Origin of the sequence: Janthinobacterium lividum, from assembly GCF_011601275.1 — a bacterium.
Taxonomy (GTDB): domain Bacteria; phylum Pseudomonadota; class Gammaproteobacteria; order Burkholderiales; family Burkholderiaceae_D; genus Janthinobacterium; species Janthinobacterium lividum_E.
The window spans coordinates 512,358-527,683 of sequence record NZ_JAAOLY010000001.1 but is presented as its reverse complement, the minus strand read 5'-3'; the positions used below and the strand labels follow the sequence as shown (position 1 = coordinate 527,683).

The window sequence follows — 15,326 nt, the reverse complement described above, 5'->3', positions numbered from 1 at the left end:
GACCTACGGCTTTTGGCTTACGCGGGCACACCCAGGATCACGCTGGACGCCTTGAACATCGCCGTCACGCTGCTGCCGATGGCGATGCCCAGGTCGGTGCTGCTCTGATTGGTGATGATGGCGGCGATGGTGCCGCCGCGCGGCAAGTCCAGCACCACTTCCGTGTTGACGGCGCCCGTCTGCACGCGCGTAACCGTGCCGGCCAGCTGGTTGCGCGCGGAAAAGCGCGCGCCTGCGCTGTCGGCCACGAGGATGATCGACGAGGCCTTGATCAGCGCAAACGCTTCCGCGCCCGGCACCAGGCCCAGGCTGGCGCTGCTGCCCTGCGTGACGATGGCCACGATGTGCTGGCCACCGGGCAATTCCAGGGTGACTTCATCGTTGACGGCGCCCTGTTTCAGTTCGGCCACCTTGCCCAGGAATTGATTGCGTGCCGTGGTTTTCATGGCCATTCTCCGTATGAGTAAAAGATCGTCGGCGATGCCTTCGGCCTGGCTGCCCAGCTGGCGCAGGTAGCGTGCATGCTCGCGCTCGATGATGCGGAAATTGTCGACCAGCTGGCGCCCACGTTGCGTCAGCCGCGTGCCGCCGCCGCCCTTGCCGCCCGTCAGGCGCTCGACCAGCGGTTCGCCGGCCAGGTTGTTCATCGCGTCGATGGCGTCCCACGCCGCCTTGTAGCTCATCTTGACGAGCTTGGCCGCCTGCGTGATGGAGCCGCACTCGGCGATGGCGCCCAGCAATTCCACCCGGCCGGCGCCGCCCAGGTTTTCTCCGCCCACCGTCATCCATACCGAGCCTTCCAGGCCGATTCCCGCTGCCGCTGATTTATCCAATGCGTTCACCCAATGCCATGTGGTCTTCCCTGTTATCGATCTGTCCGTCGCGCAAGTACAGCACGTGCTCGCCCAGGATGCGCGCATCTTCCGGATCGTGCGTGATCAGGATCATGGGCACGTCCAGGCGCTGCTGCCACTGGCTCAGTTCCAGCCGCATTTTGACACGCAGGGCCGGATCGAGGGCGGCAAACGGCTCGTCGAGCAGCAGTGCGCTCGGCTCGGCCACGAGCGCCCTCGCCAGCGCCACCCGCTGGCGCTGGCCTCCGGACAACTCGTCGGGGAACTGGTGCGCCAGTTCCTGCAAGTGGAAGGCGGCTAGCCAATGCTCGACTTTCTGCAATTTTTCGCGCGCGTGCGGATTGAACCAGCCGCGGCTCAGGCCAAAGCCCACGTTCTGGCGCACCGTCAGGTGCGGGAACAGCGCGTAATCCTGGAACAGGTAGGCAACATTGCGCTGCTGCGGCGGCAAATTGATGCCGGCGGCCGAATCGAACAGGGTGCGCCCGTTCAGGCGGATATGGCCTTCGTCAGGCGTGAAGAGGCCGGCAATGGCTTTCAGGGTCATGCTCTTGCCGGCGCCGGACGGGCCATACATGGCGATGCGCTGGCTGCCTGACGTACATTGCACCTGCAGGTCGAAGCGGCGTTTGCCGGAGCGCAAGGTGGCGCGGATGTCGAGGTCGAGTTGCATGGGCGTCATCCTCAGCGTCCTTTGTGCGCGACGCGCCCGGGCGCCAGGCGGCCAGCCGACAGCAGCACCACGATGCAGACAAATGAGATGATCACGACCAGCGTATTGGCCACGTCGTCCTGGCCCGCCTGCACGGCTTCATACACGGCCACCGACAGGGTCTGGGTCTTGCCGGGGATGCTGCCGGCCACCATCAGGGTGGCGCCGAATTCGCCCAGCGCGCGCACGAATCCCAGCAATACGCCAGCGAGGATGCCGCGCCAGGCCAGCGGCAACGTGACGCGGAAGAAAATCGCCATCTCCGAAATGCCCAGCACGCGGGCCGCCTGCTCGAGTTGGCCGTCGACGGCCTCGAAGGCGGCGCGTGCCGGCTTGAAGACGAGGGGGAAGGCGACCACGGTCGAAGCGATCACGGCGCCCTGCCACGTAAAGATGAGGTTGATACCGAAGTTGTCCTGCAGCCAGATGCCCAGGGTGCCGCGCCGCCCCAGCAGCACCAGCAAATAATAACCGAGCACGGTGGGCGGCATCACCATCGGCAGGGTCAACAGGGCGTCGAGCAACTCGCGCCCGGGAAAACGCGTGCGCGCCAGCAGATAGCCCGTACCGATGCCGAGCAGCAGATTGAGCGCCGTGGCCCATGCCGCCACTTTGAGCGACAGGGCCAGCGCGGTCCAGGCGATATCCATGCGCAGTCGTTTGCTTTATGGTTTCTTGAAACCGTACTTGGCGAGGATGGCTTGCGCCGGCGCCGTCTGCAAATAGCTGACGAAGCGCTTCGCTTCGGCCCCATTGCCGCTGCCCTTGATGGTGGCGATCGGGTACAGCACGGGCGCGTCCAACGGCACGTCGAGCACGACGTTGACCTTGTCTTTCATGATGGCCGCATCGGTGGCGTAGACAAAACCCGCATCGACTTCGCCGCGCGCCACGTAATCGAGCGACTGACGCACGTTCTGCGTGCCGATGGCTTTAGGCTGCACGGCGTCCCACAGCTTGGCCTTCTTCAGCGCGCCTTCCGAATAGCGGCCGACGGGCACGCTGGCCGGATTGGCGATCGCCACGCGGGTCACGTCCTTGTGCGTCAGGTCGCTCAAGCTCCTGATGCCCAGCTTGCTGTCGTGCGGCACGATCAGCACCAGGCTGTTGCCAACGAAGTCCATGCGCTCGGCCGGCAAGACGAGGCCCTGCTTTTGCGCCGCATCCATGGTTTCCTGGTCGGCCGAGGCAAACACGTCCACGGGCGCGCCCTTGACGATCTGTTGCAGCAGCACGCCCGAGGCGGCAAAATTCAAGGACACCTTGCTGCCCGGATACTGCGCCTCATAGCCCTGCGCCGCCTCCTTGAACGCATTCGTCAGGCTGGCCGCGGCCGACACCACCACTTCGCCGGCAAGGGCGGAAGTCGCGGCGGAGGCAAGAAGAGCGGTGCCAAGCAGGCGGGCGAGAGAGGTGAGGCGCAATGTGAGGCGCATGAGCGTATCCTTGATGAGAAGAGAACCAGGACCGTAATATACACCGATATATAGCGTTCTGCCATCGCACAGGTCAAGCCAGCGCAATGCTGATTCCCTGATATACTGTATATAAACACAGTATATCGAGATGAGCCATGGAATTGACGGACAAGCTGGAAATCCTGGCCGACGCGGCCAAGTACGACGCGTCCTGCGCCAGCAGCGGCGCGCCCAAGCGCGATTCCATCGGCAAGGACGGCTTCGGCGCCACCTCGGGCATGGGCATTTGCCACAGCTACACGCCGGACGGGCGCTGCGTCTCGCTGCTGAAGGTATTGCTGACCAATTACTGCCTGTACGACTGCCAGTACTGCGTCAACCGGCGCAGCTCGAACGTGCCGCGCGCGCGCTTTACGGTGGCCGAGGTGGTCAAGCTGACGAGCGACTTTTACCTGCGCAACTACATCGACGGCCTGTTCCTCAGTTCCGGCATCATCCGGTCAGCCGACTACACGATGGAACAATTGGTGCAGGTGGCGCGCGAGTTGCGCGAGGTGCACCAGTTCCGCGGCTACATCCATTTGAAAACCATTCCCGACGCCGATCCCGCCCTGATCGCGCAGGCGGGCCGCTATGCCGACCGGCTCAGCGTCAATATCGAACTGCCGACACAGGACAGCGTACAAAAGCTGGCGCCGGAAAAGAGCGTGCATACGATCAAACTGGCGATGGCTTCCATTCGCCGCAAGCTCGACGAGAAGGCGGAAGAACCGCGCTCGCCGCGTTTCGCGCCCGCCGGGCAAAGCACGCAGATGATCGTCGGCGCCGACGCCAGCGACGACCAGCAGATCCTCTCCACGGCCGAGACCTTGTACGGCAGTTATAAACTCAAGCGCGTGTACTACTCGGCCTTCAGCCCGATCCCCGACAGCCCGAAAAGCGTGCCGCTGGCGCCACCACCGATGTTGCGCGAACACAGGCTGTACCAGGCCGACTTCCTGCTGCGCAGCTATGGTTTCCAGGCCAGCGAACTGCTGCCCGCCACGGGCGGCAACCTGGCGCTCGATATCGATCCGAAACTAGCGTGGGCGCTGGCGCACCGCGAATATTTTCCGCTCGACTTGAACCGCGCCGCGCAGCACATGATCGCCCGCGTGCCCGGCATCGGCCTGCGCAATGCCCAGCGCATCGTCGACCTGCGAAGGCTGCGGCAGGTGCGCTACGCCGATCTGTCGCGCCTGCGCTGCAGCATGAAGAAAATCGCCCCGTTCATCATCACGGCCGACTACTTTCCCGCGCGCGACACGACCGCCTCCGAACATCTGCGCCGGGCCATGGCGGAGGCACCTCAGCAGATGAATCTGTGGCCGGAGCTGCAGGCCGCATGAGTACGGTGGTGCGACGGGCGCAGTCGTTCGATGAGTGGCGCGCTGCCGCAAGGGAACTGATCGCGCGCGGCGTAGCACCTGCCGATGTGGCCTGGCAGTCGCAGCCCGGTGAGGGCGACCTGTTTTCCGCCACGCCGGATGCCACGGATACCAGCGCGCCACGGCTGCGTCTGCCGCGTCCCCTGGTGGAACTGCTGCAGGCCGCCGCCTGCTTCAACGTGCCTGACCGCTGGGCCTTTTTGTACCAGGTGCTGTGGCGCTGGCAGCTGGGCCAGCACGACGTGATGTCGCCGGCCGACGCGGACGGCGCGCGCCTGCACGCCATGGTCAAGGCCGTGCACCGCGAAGAGCACGACATGCATGCGTATGTGCGCTTTCGCGAGCGCAGCGATGCGGAAGGGGCACCCCGTTTTGTCGCCTGGTTCGAACCCGTGCACGAGGTGCTGCCGCAAGTGGCGCGCCACTTTGCCCGCCGCATGGGATCGACCAGCTGGATGATCGCCACGCCCGCCGCCAGCATGCTGTGGGATGGCACGACCTTGCACGCGGGCCCGGCCCTGCTGAGCGGCGCGGCCGACATCGACGATGCCGGCGAAGCGCTGTGGCTGACCTACTACCGCAGCATCTTCAACCCCGCGCGCGTGAATGCGGATTTGCTGCGCAGCCATATCCCCTCGCGTTTCTGGAAAAATCTGCCGGAAGGCGCCATCGTGCCCGCCATGCTCAGCGGCGGCGCCAACGGCGAACGCCGCACAGGCCAGACGGCCAGCGTGGGCCAGCGCAGCGGCGCGGCCATGATCCCGATTGCCGCCGAGCGCGCCCAGCCCACGCGCGAGGTAGCGACCAGCCTGGACCAGTGCCGCCGCTGCGAACTGTGGCAACACGCCACGCAAGCCGTTCCCGGCGCCGGGCCGGCTCAAGCCCGCATCATGCTCGTGGGCGAGCAGCCGGGCGACCAGGAAGACCTGGCGGGCTTGCCGTTTGTGGGCCCGGCCGGTGCCCTGCTCGAGCAAGCCATGCAGGAAGCGGGCATGGCGCGCGACAGCATCTATCTGACCAACGCCGTCAAGCATTTCAAGTGGGAACCGCGCGGCAAGCGCCGCCTGCACAAGACCCCGGCCCAGCGCGAGATTGCGGCCTGCCATGGCTGGCTGGAAGAAGAGATCAAGCGTGTCCAGCCGCAGGTGATCGTGGCGCTGGGCAGCACGGCATTAAAATCCGTGCTGCAGGATGGCGCGGCAAGCATGACGCCGCTGATCGGCACGACTATCCAGCAGGCGGGACGCTCGGTGATTACCGTGTATCACCCGTCATACGTGCTGCGCGCGCCTGATGAGGGGAGTCGGCGGCAGGCTTACGCGGTGATCGTGGACGGCCTGCGGCAGGCACTGCTGTTGGGGCCTAGGGCAGGGTAGCCATCACAGCGTCGTCGCCGGCACATCCTGCCCCTCATCGCGCCGCGCATAACGTTGCGCGATCACGGCGCAGATCATCAGCTGAATCTGGTGGAACAGCATCAGCGGCAAGATCACCATGCCCAGCGAACGGGTTGAAAACAGCACCTTGGCCATCGGCACGCCGCTGGCCAGGCTTTTCTTCGAGGCGCAAAAGACGATGGCGATTTCATCTTCCTTGTTGAAGCCCAGGCGGCGGCTGACAAAGGTCGAGATGCCCAGCACCAGCGCCAGCAGCAGCAGGCTGATCAGGCCCAGCGCGACCAGGGTTTCCACCGAAATCGTATGCCACAAGCCTTCGCTGACGGCTTCGCTGAAGGCCGTGTAGACCACCAGCAAGATCGAACCTTGGTCGACGTATTTCAGGGTGGCTTTATGGCGGTCGACCCAGCGGCCGATCCAGCGGCGCAGGAACTGGCCGGCCAGGAATGGCAACAGCAGCTGCATGACGATGGACAGCACGGCATCGACCGACGACTTGCTTTCCGCGCCCTTGGCTACCAGCAAGCCCACGAGGATGGGGGCGAGGAAGATGCCGATGAAGTTCGAGGCCGAGGCGCTGCAGATGGCGGCCGGCACGTTGCCGCGCGCCATCGCCGTCATGGCGATCGACGATTGCACGGTGGACGGCAGCGCGCACAGGAACAAGATGCCCATGTACAGGTCCGGCGTGAGAAACGTCAGCGCCAGCGGACGCAGGGCCAGGCCCAGCAGCGGAAACAGGACAAAGGTGCTGGCCAGCACCAGCAAGTGCAAGCGCCAGTGCATGGCGCCGGCCACCACGGCTTCGCGCGACAGCTTGGCGCCATGCAGGAAGAACAGGGCGCCGATGGCGACCGTGGTGATGCTGCCGAAGACCACGGCCGTCTGGCCCGTGCAAGGCAGGAAAGTGGCCAGCGCCACGGTGACGAGCAGAGCGATGGTGAAATTATCGGGTTTCAGATTGCGCAGCAGGGCGGCGGGAGAAAAAGAAGACATGCGGTAGCCTGGTAGCGGCGCAGCCTTGCAACACTGTGCCGGGGATGACAAAAAGCGCCGGGAACGGCGCCATTGCTGGCTATTCTACCTGCTTCCACTCAGAGCCTGACAGAACCCTAGCGAGCGGCAACGAGTTGTGGCCAGGAAGCGCAACTGTGCTACAGCACAGTGCGCATCGCAGGCCGCCAATGGCGACGCGCAGTCGCTACTGTCAGGTGCTACACGATGCCACTGCTGCTCGCGCCTGCCTTGGGCGGCCGCGCCACGCCGCGCTGCTCGCGGTAGCCCGTCGTGCGATAGCACTCCACCGGATCGATCGCGCCGCCCGAGCGCAAACGCGCCATGGCCAGAATCGCGCTCACGTCCGTGCGGAAAGCCTGCTTCAAGGCTTGCGCCGACGCATGCACGTCATTGCTTTCCTGCAGCTGGCGCAGGCCGGCGCGGTCGACCAGGGCCGACTGAATAAAGGCGCGCTGCACCTCAACCGCGCTGCTCATCAGGCTTTCGATGGGGTCAGTCACATTGTGCGACTGGTCCAGCATGTAGGCAGGATTGAAAGTGCTGCCTTCGCGCTCGGCCGCGTCGGCCAGTTCGTTGAACACCAGGAACAGCTGGAACGGATTGATGCTGCCCGAATCGAGGTCATCGTCGCCATACTTGCTGTCGTTGAAATGGAAGCCGCCCAGCTTGCCGAACTGCGCCAGGCGCGCGACGATCATTTCAATGTTCGTGTTGGGCGCATGGTGGCCCAGGTCGACCAGGCATTGGGCTTTCGGCCCCAGCGCGCTGGCGCAGGCAAAGCTGGTGCCCCAGTCGGCAATGGTGGTGGCGTAGAAGGCTGGCTCGAACAGTTTATGCTCGATAAAGATGTTCCAGTCGGCGGGCAGGGCGCCGTAGATGTCGCGCATGCTGTCGAGGTAACGTTCCAGCGCGCCGCGCAGATTGTGCTGGCCGGGGAAGTTGGCGCCGTCGCCGACCCACACCGTCAGCGCTTTCGAGCCTAGCGCGCGGCCCAGTGCTATACACTCGATATTGTGTTTGACCGCCTGCGCGCGCACGGCCGCGCTTTGCGACGTCAAACTGCCGTGCTTATAGGTATGCGCCTGGCCCAATTGATCCTGGAAGGTGTTCGAATTGACGGCGTCAAAGCCCAGGCCATGGCCTTGCGCGATTTCGCGCAGGGCGGCCGTATCGCTGACCTTATCCCAAGGGAAATGCAGCGAGACGGCGGGCGTGGCCTGCGTCAGCTGGTTGATCACGGCGCAGTCTTCGAGCTTTTCAAACACATTGCGCGGCTCGCCCACGCCAGGAAAACGTGCAAAGCGCGTGCCGCCGGTGCCGGCGCCCCAGCTTGGCACGGCCACGGCGAAGGTCTGCGCCAGCGCCGTCAGTTTTTCAATATCCTGGCCGCGCCGTTCCAGTACGCCGGCCAGCGCCGCGTAGTCGGCGTCCAGGTTACCTTGCAGCTTGGCATTGTGTTCGGCCACCAGGCCGCTGTCGATCATGGTACTCATCTTGTCTCCTTGGGTGCGGCGCGGCGCATGGACCGGCTGCTTTTTTATAGGACGTGATTATCGTGTAAAGGCGGCCGCATTGCCGGCATCGACATTGAGGATATTGCCGGTGCTCTTGGCCGCTTTTTCGCTGGACAGGAAATACACGGCCTCGGCAATGTCTTCCGGCAGCACGCTGCGTTTGAGCATGCTGCGCTGGCGGTAGAATTCCTCGATATCGTCCGAATCGATCTTGTTCGACGCGGCCCGCTCTTCCTTCCACTTGCCGTCCCAGATGCGCGAACCACGGATCACGGCGTCGGGGTTGACCACGTTGACGCGGATGCCGTGCGGCGCGCCTTCGAGCGCCAAACAGCGCGCCAGGTGGATTTCAGCCGCCTTGGCGGTGCAATAGGCCGAGGCGCCGCCCGAAGCGACCAGGCCATTCTTGCTGGCCACATACACCATGCTGCCGCCCAATTGCTGCTGCTTCATGATGCGGAAGGCGGCGCGGCTGACCAGGAAGTAGCCGGTGACCAGAATCGACTGGTTGCGCTCCCACATTTCCAGGGTCGTGTCTTCGACCGGCGCCGACGAGGCGATGCCGGCGTTCGACACCAAGAGATCCACGCCGCCAAAGCGCAGCGCGGCCGCGTTCAGGATGGATTCGACTTCATGCTCGGCCGTGATATTGGCGCGCACGGTGGCGATATTGTCGCGCCCCGCCACTTTCAACAGCGCCTGCTCGGCTTCTTCCAGAGCGCCGCCATCGATATCGGTCAGCATCACGCAAGCGCCTTCCTGCAGCAGCTGGCGCGCCACGGCCTGGCCAATGCCGCCGGCGCCACCGGTCACCAGGGCGATGCGGCCGGCCAGGCTTTTCGGTTTCGGCATGCGCTGCAGCTTGGCTTCTTCGAGCAGCCAGTATTCGATATCGAACGCTTCCTGTTCCGGCAAGCCGACATAGGTATCGACGCCATTGGCGCCGCGCATCACGTTGATGGCGTTGACATAGAACTCGCCGGCGATGCGCGCCGTCGCCTTGTCCTTGGCGAACGACAGCATGCCCACGCCCGGGATCAAATAGATGATCGGATTGGCGTCGCGCACGGCCGGGCTGTTGTCGTGCTTGCAGCGCGTGTAGTAGGCAATGTAATCGGCGCGGTAGGCGGCCAGCGCATCGTCCAGGCCGGCCACGAGCTTGTCGAAGTCGGGGTTAAGCGGATCGAAATCGATCACGAAAGGACGGATCTTGGTGCGCAGGAAGTGGTCGGGGCAGGAAGTGCCGAGTGCGGCCAGCGGCAGCAGATCATTGCTGCAGACAAAATCGAGCACATTGGCGCTGTCGTCAAAGTGGCCGAGCTTGTATTCATCCTGGCTGATCTTGCCGCGCAACACAGGCATCAGGCGCTGCGCCAGCGCCGCGCGCTCCTGCGCTGGCAATGGCGCGGCCTTGGCGCCGCCAAAGACGGGCTGCTTGCTGTTGGCGGCCAGCCAGTCTTCGGCGCGCTTGATGATGGCCAGGGTCACTTCATAGCAGGACTTGGCCGTATCGCCCCAGGTAAACAGGCCGTGGCCTTCGAGGATGATGCCCTTCAGGTTCGGTTGCGATTGCGACAGCGCTTCGAGTTTCAGGCCCAGGTCATAGCCGGGACGCTGCCATGGCAGCCAGCCCAGTTCGCCTTCAAAAATCTTGTGCGTGAGCGCTTTGCTATTGGCGCAGGCGGCGATCGCGATCACCGCGTCCGGGTGCATATGGTCGACATGCTTGCGCGCGATGTAGGCATGCAGCGGGGTGTCGATACTGGCTGCGCGCGGGTTCAGGTTGAAGGTGCAGTGGGGCAGATACGCCACCATTTCATCTTCCAGCGCCAGGCCACGGTAGCGGCCTTTCAAGGCATGGAGCTTGTCCATGTAGAGGGTGGAAAAACCGTCGAGCTTGATGCTGCCCAGGTCGCCGCCCGACCCTTTCACCCACAGCACCTCGGCTGCGCCGCCCGTCAGCGGGTCGGTCATGCTGATCTTGGCCGACGTATTGCCGCCGCCAAAATTGGTGATGCGCATGTCGGAGCCGAGCAGATTCGAGCGGTACAGCAGCAGTTCCGGTTCGCTCAAGGTTGCGGCGTGCGCGTCATCCCACAGCGAAGTCATGGGCGCAGGCGTGTTGGTGTCCATCGTGGCGGTCATACAGTGTCTCCATTATTGGTTATGTGTGCATTGCCCTGGCCGCATCTGCGTGCGGAGCAACTGGCGGCAGCAGCGCTCAGTAGAAGTCAGGCGCCTGATCATGTCAATCAACAAGCAATCAAAAGCGTGAGAGAAACGCAAATAATCATCATGTTGATCGAAGAGACGATCAGGCATTTGCGCAATGGGCAAATAATCACGATGTTGATTGATTGATTGTTGACACGCACCGCTCAACTGCTTAGGCTGGCTCACCGATAAAGAAGTCGTCCCTGCCCATCTGGCTACGCCAGGGCAAGGCAGGAGAGGGCTCAAGAGGAGACAAAGGTGATCAATCACAAACGCCGCAAAGGGCTGTTGAAGTTACTCGCCGAGCATGCCGCGGCGAGCGTCGACCAGTTGGTCGGCTGGCTCAATTCGTCGCCAGCGACCATAAGGCGCGATATCGCCTGGCTGGCCGAGCGCAACCTGCTGGTGCGCACGCGTGGCGGCGCAGAAAGCCTGCCGCAAAAAAAGCAGCGCACCTTTGCGCTGTCGGGCGAGACATTCCAGAACAATATCGACCGCGGCGCCGCGCAAAAACGCGCGATTGCCCGCCATGCCTGCGGCCTGTGCGCGGACGGCGACACCATCATCATCAATGGCGGCACCACCACCTACCGCATGGTGGAATTTCTGGTCGACAAGCGCCTGAAAATCCTCACCAACTCCTTCATGATGGCCGAACGCCTCCTGATGACGAGCGAGAATGAAATCATCTTGCCGGGCGGCACGGTGTACCGCGAACAGAACGTCATCCTCAGCCCTTTTGATAACGACATCAGCCAGCACCATTACGCCGGCAAGATGTTCATGGGCGTGTATGGCCTGTCGATGCTGGGCCTGATGGAAGCGGACCCAATGCTGATCCAGGCGGAAAAGCGCCTGATCAGCCAGGCCGAGGAATTGATCGTGCTGGCCGACAGCAGCAAGTTCGCCCGCAAGGCGGGACTGATCCTCTGCGGCCTGAACCGCGTCTCCTGCGTCATCACGGACACGGGCGCGTCCGACGCTGCCGTGCAGATGCTGGAACAGTCGGGCGTCAAGGTGCTGGCAGTAGCGCCCGAGCTCGCGCCCGAGGCGGCCCTGTCGCAGGCGGAAAGCGACTGGTCGGGCCAATAAACACCAATAACAAGATGGCCGGAGGCATGGTGCCTACCGCCACATCAATAATAAAAGGAGACGTGGCATGAAAATGAAAAAAATGATGGTGGCGATCCTGAGCACCTGCATGATGGCCTGCCTGGCCACCGGTGCCCAGGCGGCTGACAAAATGAAGATCGCCATGGTCGTGAAAAACCTCGGCAACGGTTTTTTTGATGCCGCCCATGAAGGCGCGAACGAAGCGGCCAAGCAGCTGGGCGACGTGGAAATCATCTACACGGGCCCGACCACCGCCACCGCCGAAGGCCAGATTGAAATCATCAGTTCCCTGATCAGCCAGAAGGTCAAGGCCATCGTCATTTCCGCCAACGACGCCAATGCCCTGGTGCCGATCACCAAGAAAGCCATGCAGCGCGGCATCAAGGTCATCTCCTTCGACAGCGGCGTCGCCAAGGAAGGCCGTTTGCTGCAGCTGAACCCATCGAGCCCGTCCCTGATCGGCCAGAAACAGATCGAAATGGCGTCCGACGCCATCGGCGGCGCTGGCGAGATCGCCATCCTGTCGGCCACGGCGCAGGCGACCAACCAGAATATCTGGATCGGCGAAATGAAAAAGACGCTGGCCCAGAGCGCGTATTCGAAAATCAAGCTGGTGTCGACCGTGTATGGCGACGACCAGTCCGACAAGAGCTACCGCGAAGCGATTGGCCTGTTGCGCAGCAACCCGAATTTGAAAGCCATCATCGCTCCGACGACGGTCGGCATCAATGCCGCCAGCAAGGCCGTGGTCGATGAAAAACTGGTCGGCAAAGTGTATGTGACGGGCCTGGGTTTGCCATCGGAAATGGCCGGCCACGTGAAAAGCGGCGCCGTGAAAAGCTTTGCGATCTGGAACCCGATTGACCTGGGCTACGCCGCCACCTATGCCGCGCATCAGTTCGTCATTGGCAAGGCAAGCGGCAAGGCGGGCGAATCGATTGCGGTCGGCCGCATGGGCAAGCTGACTGTCGACGCCACCGGCGAAGCGGCACTGGCGCCACCGTTCACGTATGACAAGGATAACGTCGACAAGTTCTCGAAGATTTTCTAAGACTGTCGGCGGCTGTTGTCGGGTTACGCGTTCCGCTAACCCGACCTACGAAATCTTTAACTTGTGAATGGCTATGTCACAGAATCCCCCTATTGCGCAGAACGATGCGCCGGTATTGCGCCTGCACGGCCTCTGCAAGCATTTTCATGGCGTCACCGCGCTGCACGACGTGGCGCTGGCCGTGCGCGCCGGTGAAGTGATGGCGCTGATCGGCGAAAACGGCGCCGGCAAGTCGACCCTGGTGAAGACCCTGACGGGCATTTATCAGCCGGACGCCGGCCATCTCGAAGTCGGCGGCCAGCGCGTGCTGTTTGCCAGCCCACAAGACGCGATGGCTGCCGGCATCACCGCCGTGCACCAGGAAACCGTGATGTTCGACGAACTGACGGTAGCCGAGAACATTTATATCGGCCGCCAGCCGCAGACCGGCTACCCGGCGCGCATCGACTGGGCGCTGATGGCGCAGCAAGCAGAAGCGATCTTTGCGCGCCTGGAAGTGCAGCTGCCGGTGCTGGCCAAGGTGAAGGACCTGAGCGTGGCGCAGCGCCACTTCGTGGAGATCGCCCGCGCGCTGTCGCAGGAGGCGCGCGTGGTGATCATGGACGAGCCGACGGCGTCGCTGTCGCAGCGCGAAATCCACGAGCTGTACCGCATCATCGGCCAGCTGCGCGCGGCCGGCACGGCCGTCATTTTCATCTCGCACAAATTCGATGAAATCTTTGCCGTCGCCGACAGCTACACCGTGCTGCGCGACGGCCATTTTGTCGCCGCCGGCCTGCTGGCCGAGATTACCGAACCGCAGCTGGTCTCCTTGATGGTGGGCCGCGCCATCCACCAGGTATTTCCCAAGGCCGAGGTAGCGCTGGGAGCGACCTTGCTGGAAGTGTCGCAGTTCTGTCATCCGACCGAGTTTCGGGACGTCAGTTTTTCGGTGCAGCAAGGCGAGATCGTCGGCTTCTACGGCCTGGTGGGCGCCGGGCGCTCCGAAGTGATGCAGGCGCTGTTTGGCCTGACGCCAGGCGTGACCGGCACCGTCAAGATTGCCGGCCAGGAAGTGGCGATCCGCTGCGCCAGCGACGCCATCCGGCACGGCATCGCGTATGTGCCGGAAGACCGCCAGCACCAGGGCGCGCACCTGTCGCTGTCCATCGTGCAGAACATCACCTTGCCTATTCTCGACGGCATCGGTTTTTTCCTGCGCAGCAAGCGTGCCAGCGAAACGGCGATCGCGCGCCAGCTCAGCGAACAGCTGGAACTGAAGGCCAGCCACTTTACGCAGATGGTGTCGGAGCTGTCGGGCGGCAACCAGCAAAAAGTGGTGCTGGCCAAATGGCTGGCCACCAAGCCCAAAGTCATCATTCTCGATGAACCGACCAAGGGCATCGATATCGGCTCGAAAGCGGCCGTGCACCGCTTTATCAGCGAACTGGTGACGCAGGGCCTGTCGGTGATCCTGGTGTCATCGGAATTGCCGGAAGTGCTGGGCATGGCCGACCGCGTGGTGGTGATGCACCAGGGCCATATCAACTGCGTGTTGCCGCGCGCCCAGGCGACGCCGGAAAAAGTGGTCGCCGCCGCCTCCGGCAGCGCGCATACCAACGAGGAACTCATATGCACTACCTGAAACAACGCGAAGTCCAGCTGGCGCTGCTGATCGTGCTGCTGGCCGGCGCCGTGGGCGTGCGCGCCCCGGTCTTTCTGAGCACCGGCAGCCTGGCCAATCTGCTGACCGACAGCACCTTGCTGATCATGCTGGCGCTGACGCAGATGTTCGTGATCGTCACGCGCGGCATCGATCTGTCGGTGGCGTCAAACCTGGCCTTGTCCGGCATGATGGCGGCGCTGCTGGCGGTCAATTATCCCGGCCTGCCTTTGGTGCTGGTGATGCTGGCGGCGGTGCTGATCGGCCTGCTGCTGGGGCTGGTCAATGGCTACCTGATCGGCTACCTGGACCTGCCGCCCATCGTGGTGACGCTGGGCACCATGAGCGTGTATAGGGGCCTGGTGTTCGTGCTGTCCGGCGGCGCCTGGGTCTCGTCGCACCAGATGCCGGCCAATTTCATCGCCTTTCCATTGAGCCATCTGTTTGGCATCACGCATCTGGTATGGATCGCCGCCGTCGCCATTATCGCCATCTGGTTATTGGCGCGCTATACGCGCTTTGGGCGCGACCTGTATGCGATCGGCAACCAGCCGCAGGCGGCGCGCTATGTCGGCATCTCGACGGCTCGCCGGCTGTTCTGGACCTACGGTCTGTCGGGCATGATGGCCGGCCTGTGCGGCTACCTGTGGGTGGCGCGCTATGCGGTCGCGTATTCGGAAATTGCCTACGGCTTTGAATTTACCGTGATTGCCGCCTGCGTAATCGGCGGCATCAGCATCGCCGGCGGCGCCGGCACGGTGTCGGGCGCCGTGCTCGGCGCGCTGTTCCTGTCCGTGATCAATAACGCCTTGCCGATCATCAAGGTCTCGCCGTTCTGGCAAAGCGCGCTGACGGGCATCGTAATCCTTACCGCCGTGCTGATCAATGCACGCGGCAACAAGAAGGCCGGGCGCCAGATCCTGCCGCTGGCCATGCTGCAACCGTCCTCAAGGAGCGCCGCGTGAAC

The 15,326-nt window shown here is 63.3% G+C and carries 13 protein-coding genes; 6 read left to right on the top strand and 7 right to left on the bottom strand.

The features are described 5' to 3' along the window. Positions 1 to 17: 17 nt before the first annotated feature. The 4 genes from GYK42_RS02445 to modA are packed head-to-tail and all read right to left on the bottom strand — an operon-like array spanning position 18 to position 3,002. Entirely contained in the window at positions 18 to 785 is a 768-nt protein-coding gene (locus GYK42_RS02445) for a TOBE domain-containing protein (protein WP_166446253.1), read from the bottom strand. A 40-nt stretch (positions 786 to 825) separates the two neighbouring features. Further along, positions 826 to 1,527, bottom strand: coding sequence for a sulfate/molybdate ABC transporter ATP-binding protein (locus GYK42_RS02440; protein ID WP_166446170.1), 702 nt, complete (start codon positions 1,525 to 1,527; stop codon positions 826 to 828). Positions 1,528 to 1,538: 11 nt separating this feature from the next. Further along, the gene (gene modB / locus GYK42_RS02435) at positions 1,539 to 2,216 is read right to left on the bottom strand and encodes a molybdate ABC transporter permease subunit (protein WP_166446169.1); all 678 of its coding nucleotides are present in this window, start codon (positions 2,214 to 2,216) and stop codon (positions 1,539 to 1,541) included. Between the two features lie 15 nt (positions 2,217 to 2,231). Beyond that, positions 2,232 to 3,002 carry a molybdate ABC transporter substrate-binding protein gene (gene modA, locus GYK42_RS02430; RefSeq protein WP_166446168.1) on the bottom strand — a complete coding sequence of 257 codons (771 nt, stop codon included), beginning with the start codon at positions 3,000 to 3,002 and terminating at the stop codon, positions 2,232 to 2,234. Between the two features lie 137 nt (positions 3,003 to 3,139). Between modA and GYK42_RS02425 the strand changes: the two genes are divergently transcribed. Together GYK42_RS02425 and GYK42_RS02420 are read left to right on the top strand one after the other, a co-directional pair. After that, positions 3,140 to 4,372, top strand: a complete 1,233-nt coding sequence (locus tag GYK42_RS02425) for a putative DNA modification/repair radical SAM protein (RefSeq protein ID WP_166446167.1) — start codon at positions 3,140 to 3,142, stop codon at positions 4,370 to 4,372. Beyond that, on the top strand, positions 4,369 to 5,787 hold the full coding sequence (locus tag GYK42_RS02420) for a UdgX family uracil-DNA binding protein (protein ID WP_166446166.1): 1,419 nt from the start codon (positions 4,369 to 4,371) through the stop codon (positions 5,785 to 5,787). The genes GYK42_RS02425 and GYK42_RS02420 overlap by 4 nt, the downstream gene beginning before the upstream one ends. A gap of 3 nt (positions 5,788 to 5,790) precedes the next feature. On the opposite strand, the gene GYK42_RS02415 is transcribed toward GYK42_RS02420, so the two are convergent. The 3 genes from GYK42_RS02415 to GYK42_RS02405 form a co-directional block, all read right to left on the bottom strand. Continuing rightward, positions 5,791 to 6,804: a bile acid:sodium symporter family protein gene (locus tag GYK42_RS02415; RefSeq protein WP_166446165.1), complete on the bottom strand. Its 1,014-nt coding sequence runs from the start codon at positions 6,802 to 6,804 to the stop codon at positions 5,791 to 5,793. Between the two features lie 218 nt (positions 6,805 to 7,022). Next, the gene (gene rhaI, locus GYK42_RS02410) at positions 7,023 to 8,318 is read right to left on the bottom strand and encodes an L-rhamnose catabolism isomerase (RefSeq protein WP_166446164.1); all 1,296 of its coding nucleotides are present in this window, start codon (positions 8,316 to 8,318) and stop codon (positions 7,023 to 7,025) included. A gap of 57 nt (positions 8,319 to 8,375) precedes the next feature. Beyond that, positions 8,376 to 10,484: a bifunctional rhamnulose-1-phosphate aldolase/short-chain dehydrogenase gene (locus GYK42_RS02405; protein WP_240943386.1), complete on the bottom strand. Its 2,109-nt coding sequence runs from the start codon at positions 10,482 to 10,484 to the stop codon at positions 8,376 to 8,378. A 327-nt stretch (positions 10,485 to 10,811) separates the two neighbouring features. Here GYK42_RS02405 and GYK42_RS02400 point away from each other — a divergent pair, with 327 nt between their 5' ends. The 4 genes from GYK42_RS02400 (at position 10,812) to GYK42_RS02385 (ending at position 15,324) form a co-directional block, all read left to right on the top strand. Continuing rightward, a complete protein-coding gene (locus tag GYK42_RS02400; RefSeq protein ID WP_166446163.1) occupies positions 10,812 to 11,645 on the top strand; it encodes a DeoR family transcriptional regulator in 834 nt (277 codons plus the stop codon). 109 nt (positions 11,646 to 11,754) lie between these two features. Further along, positions 11,755 to 12,717: a rhamnose ABC transporter substrate-binding protein gene (rhaS, locus tag GYK42_RS02395; RefSeq protein ID WP_431190146.1), complete on the top strand. Its 963-nt coding sequence runs from the start codon at positions 11,755 to 11,757 to the stop codon at positions 12,715 to 12,717. 73 nt (positions 12,718 to 12,790) lie between these two features. After that, positions 12,791 to 14,341 carry a sugar ABC transporter ATP-binding protein gene (locus GYK42_RS02390; protein ID WP_240943385.1) on the top strand — a complete coding sequence of 517 codons (1,551 nt, stop codon included), beginning with the start codon at positions 12,791 to 12,793 and terminating at the stop codon, positions 14,339 to 14,341. Then, the gene (locus GYK42_RS02385) at positions 14,329 to 15,324 is read left to right on the top strand and encodes an ABC transporter permease (RefSeq protein ID WP_166446160.1); all 996 of its coding nucleotides are present in this window, start codon (positions 14,329 to 14,331) and stop codon (positions 15,322 to 15,324) included. The genes GYK42_RS02390 and GYK42_RS02385 overlap by 13 nt, the downstream gene beginning before the upstream one ends. The last annotated feature ends 2 nt before the right edge of the window (positions 15,325 to 15,326 follow it).

Coding starts and splice junctions, on each gene's coding strand:
- GYK42_RS02445 (WP_166446253.1), bottom strand. CDS start 785: ATGACGGTGGGCGGAGAAAACCTGGGCGGCGCCGGCCGGGTGGAATTG.
- GYK42_RS02440 (WP_166446170.1), bottom strand. CDS start 1,527: ATGCAACTCGACCTCGACATCCGCGCCACCTTGCGCTCCGGCAAACGC.
- modB (WP_166446169.1), bottom strand. CDS start 2,216: ATGGATATCGCCTGGACCGCGCTGGCCCTGTCGCTCAAAGTGGCGGCA.
- modA (WP_166446168.1), bottom strand. CDS start 3,002: ATGCGCCTCACATTGCGCCTCACCTCTCTCGCCCGCCTGCTTGGCACC.
- GYK42_RS02425 (WP_166446167.1), top strand. CDS start 3,140: ATGGAATTGACGGACAAGCTGGAAATCCTGGCCGACGCGGCCAAGTAC.
- GYK42_RS02420 (WP_166446166.1), top strand. CDS start 4,369: ATGAGTACGGTGGTGCGACGGGCGCAGTCGTTCGATGAGTGGCGCGCT.
- GYK42_RS02415 (WP_166446165.1), bottom strand. CDS start 6,804: ATGTCTTCTTTTTCTCCCGCCGCCCTGCTGCGCAATCTGAAACCCGAT.
- rhaI (WP_166446164.1), bottom strand. CDS start 8,318: ATGAGTACCATGATCGACAGCGGCCTGGTGGCCGAACACAATGCCAAG.
- GYK42_RS02405 (WP_240943386.1), bottom strand. CDS start 10,484: ATGACCGCCACGATGGACACCAACACGCCTGCGCCCATGACTTCGCTG.
- rhaS (WP_431190146.1), top strand. CDS start 11,755: ATGATGGCCTGCCTGGCCACCGGTGCCCAGGCGGCTGACAAAATGAAG.
- GYK42_RS02390 (WP_240943385.1), top strand. CDS start 12,791: ATGTCACAGAATCCCCCTATTGCGCAGAACGATGCGCCGGTATTGCGC.
- GYK42_RS02385 (WP_166446160.1), top strand. CDS start 14,329: ATGCACTACCTGAAACAACGCGAAGTCCAGCTGGCGCTGCTGATCGTG.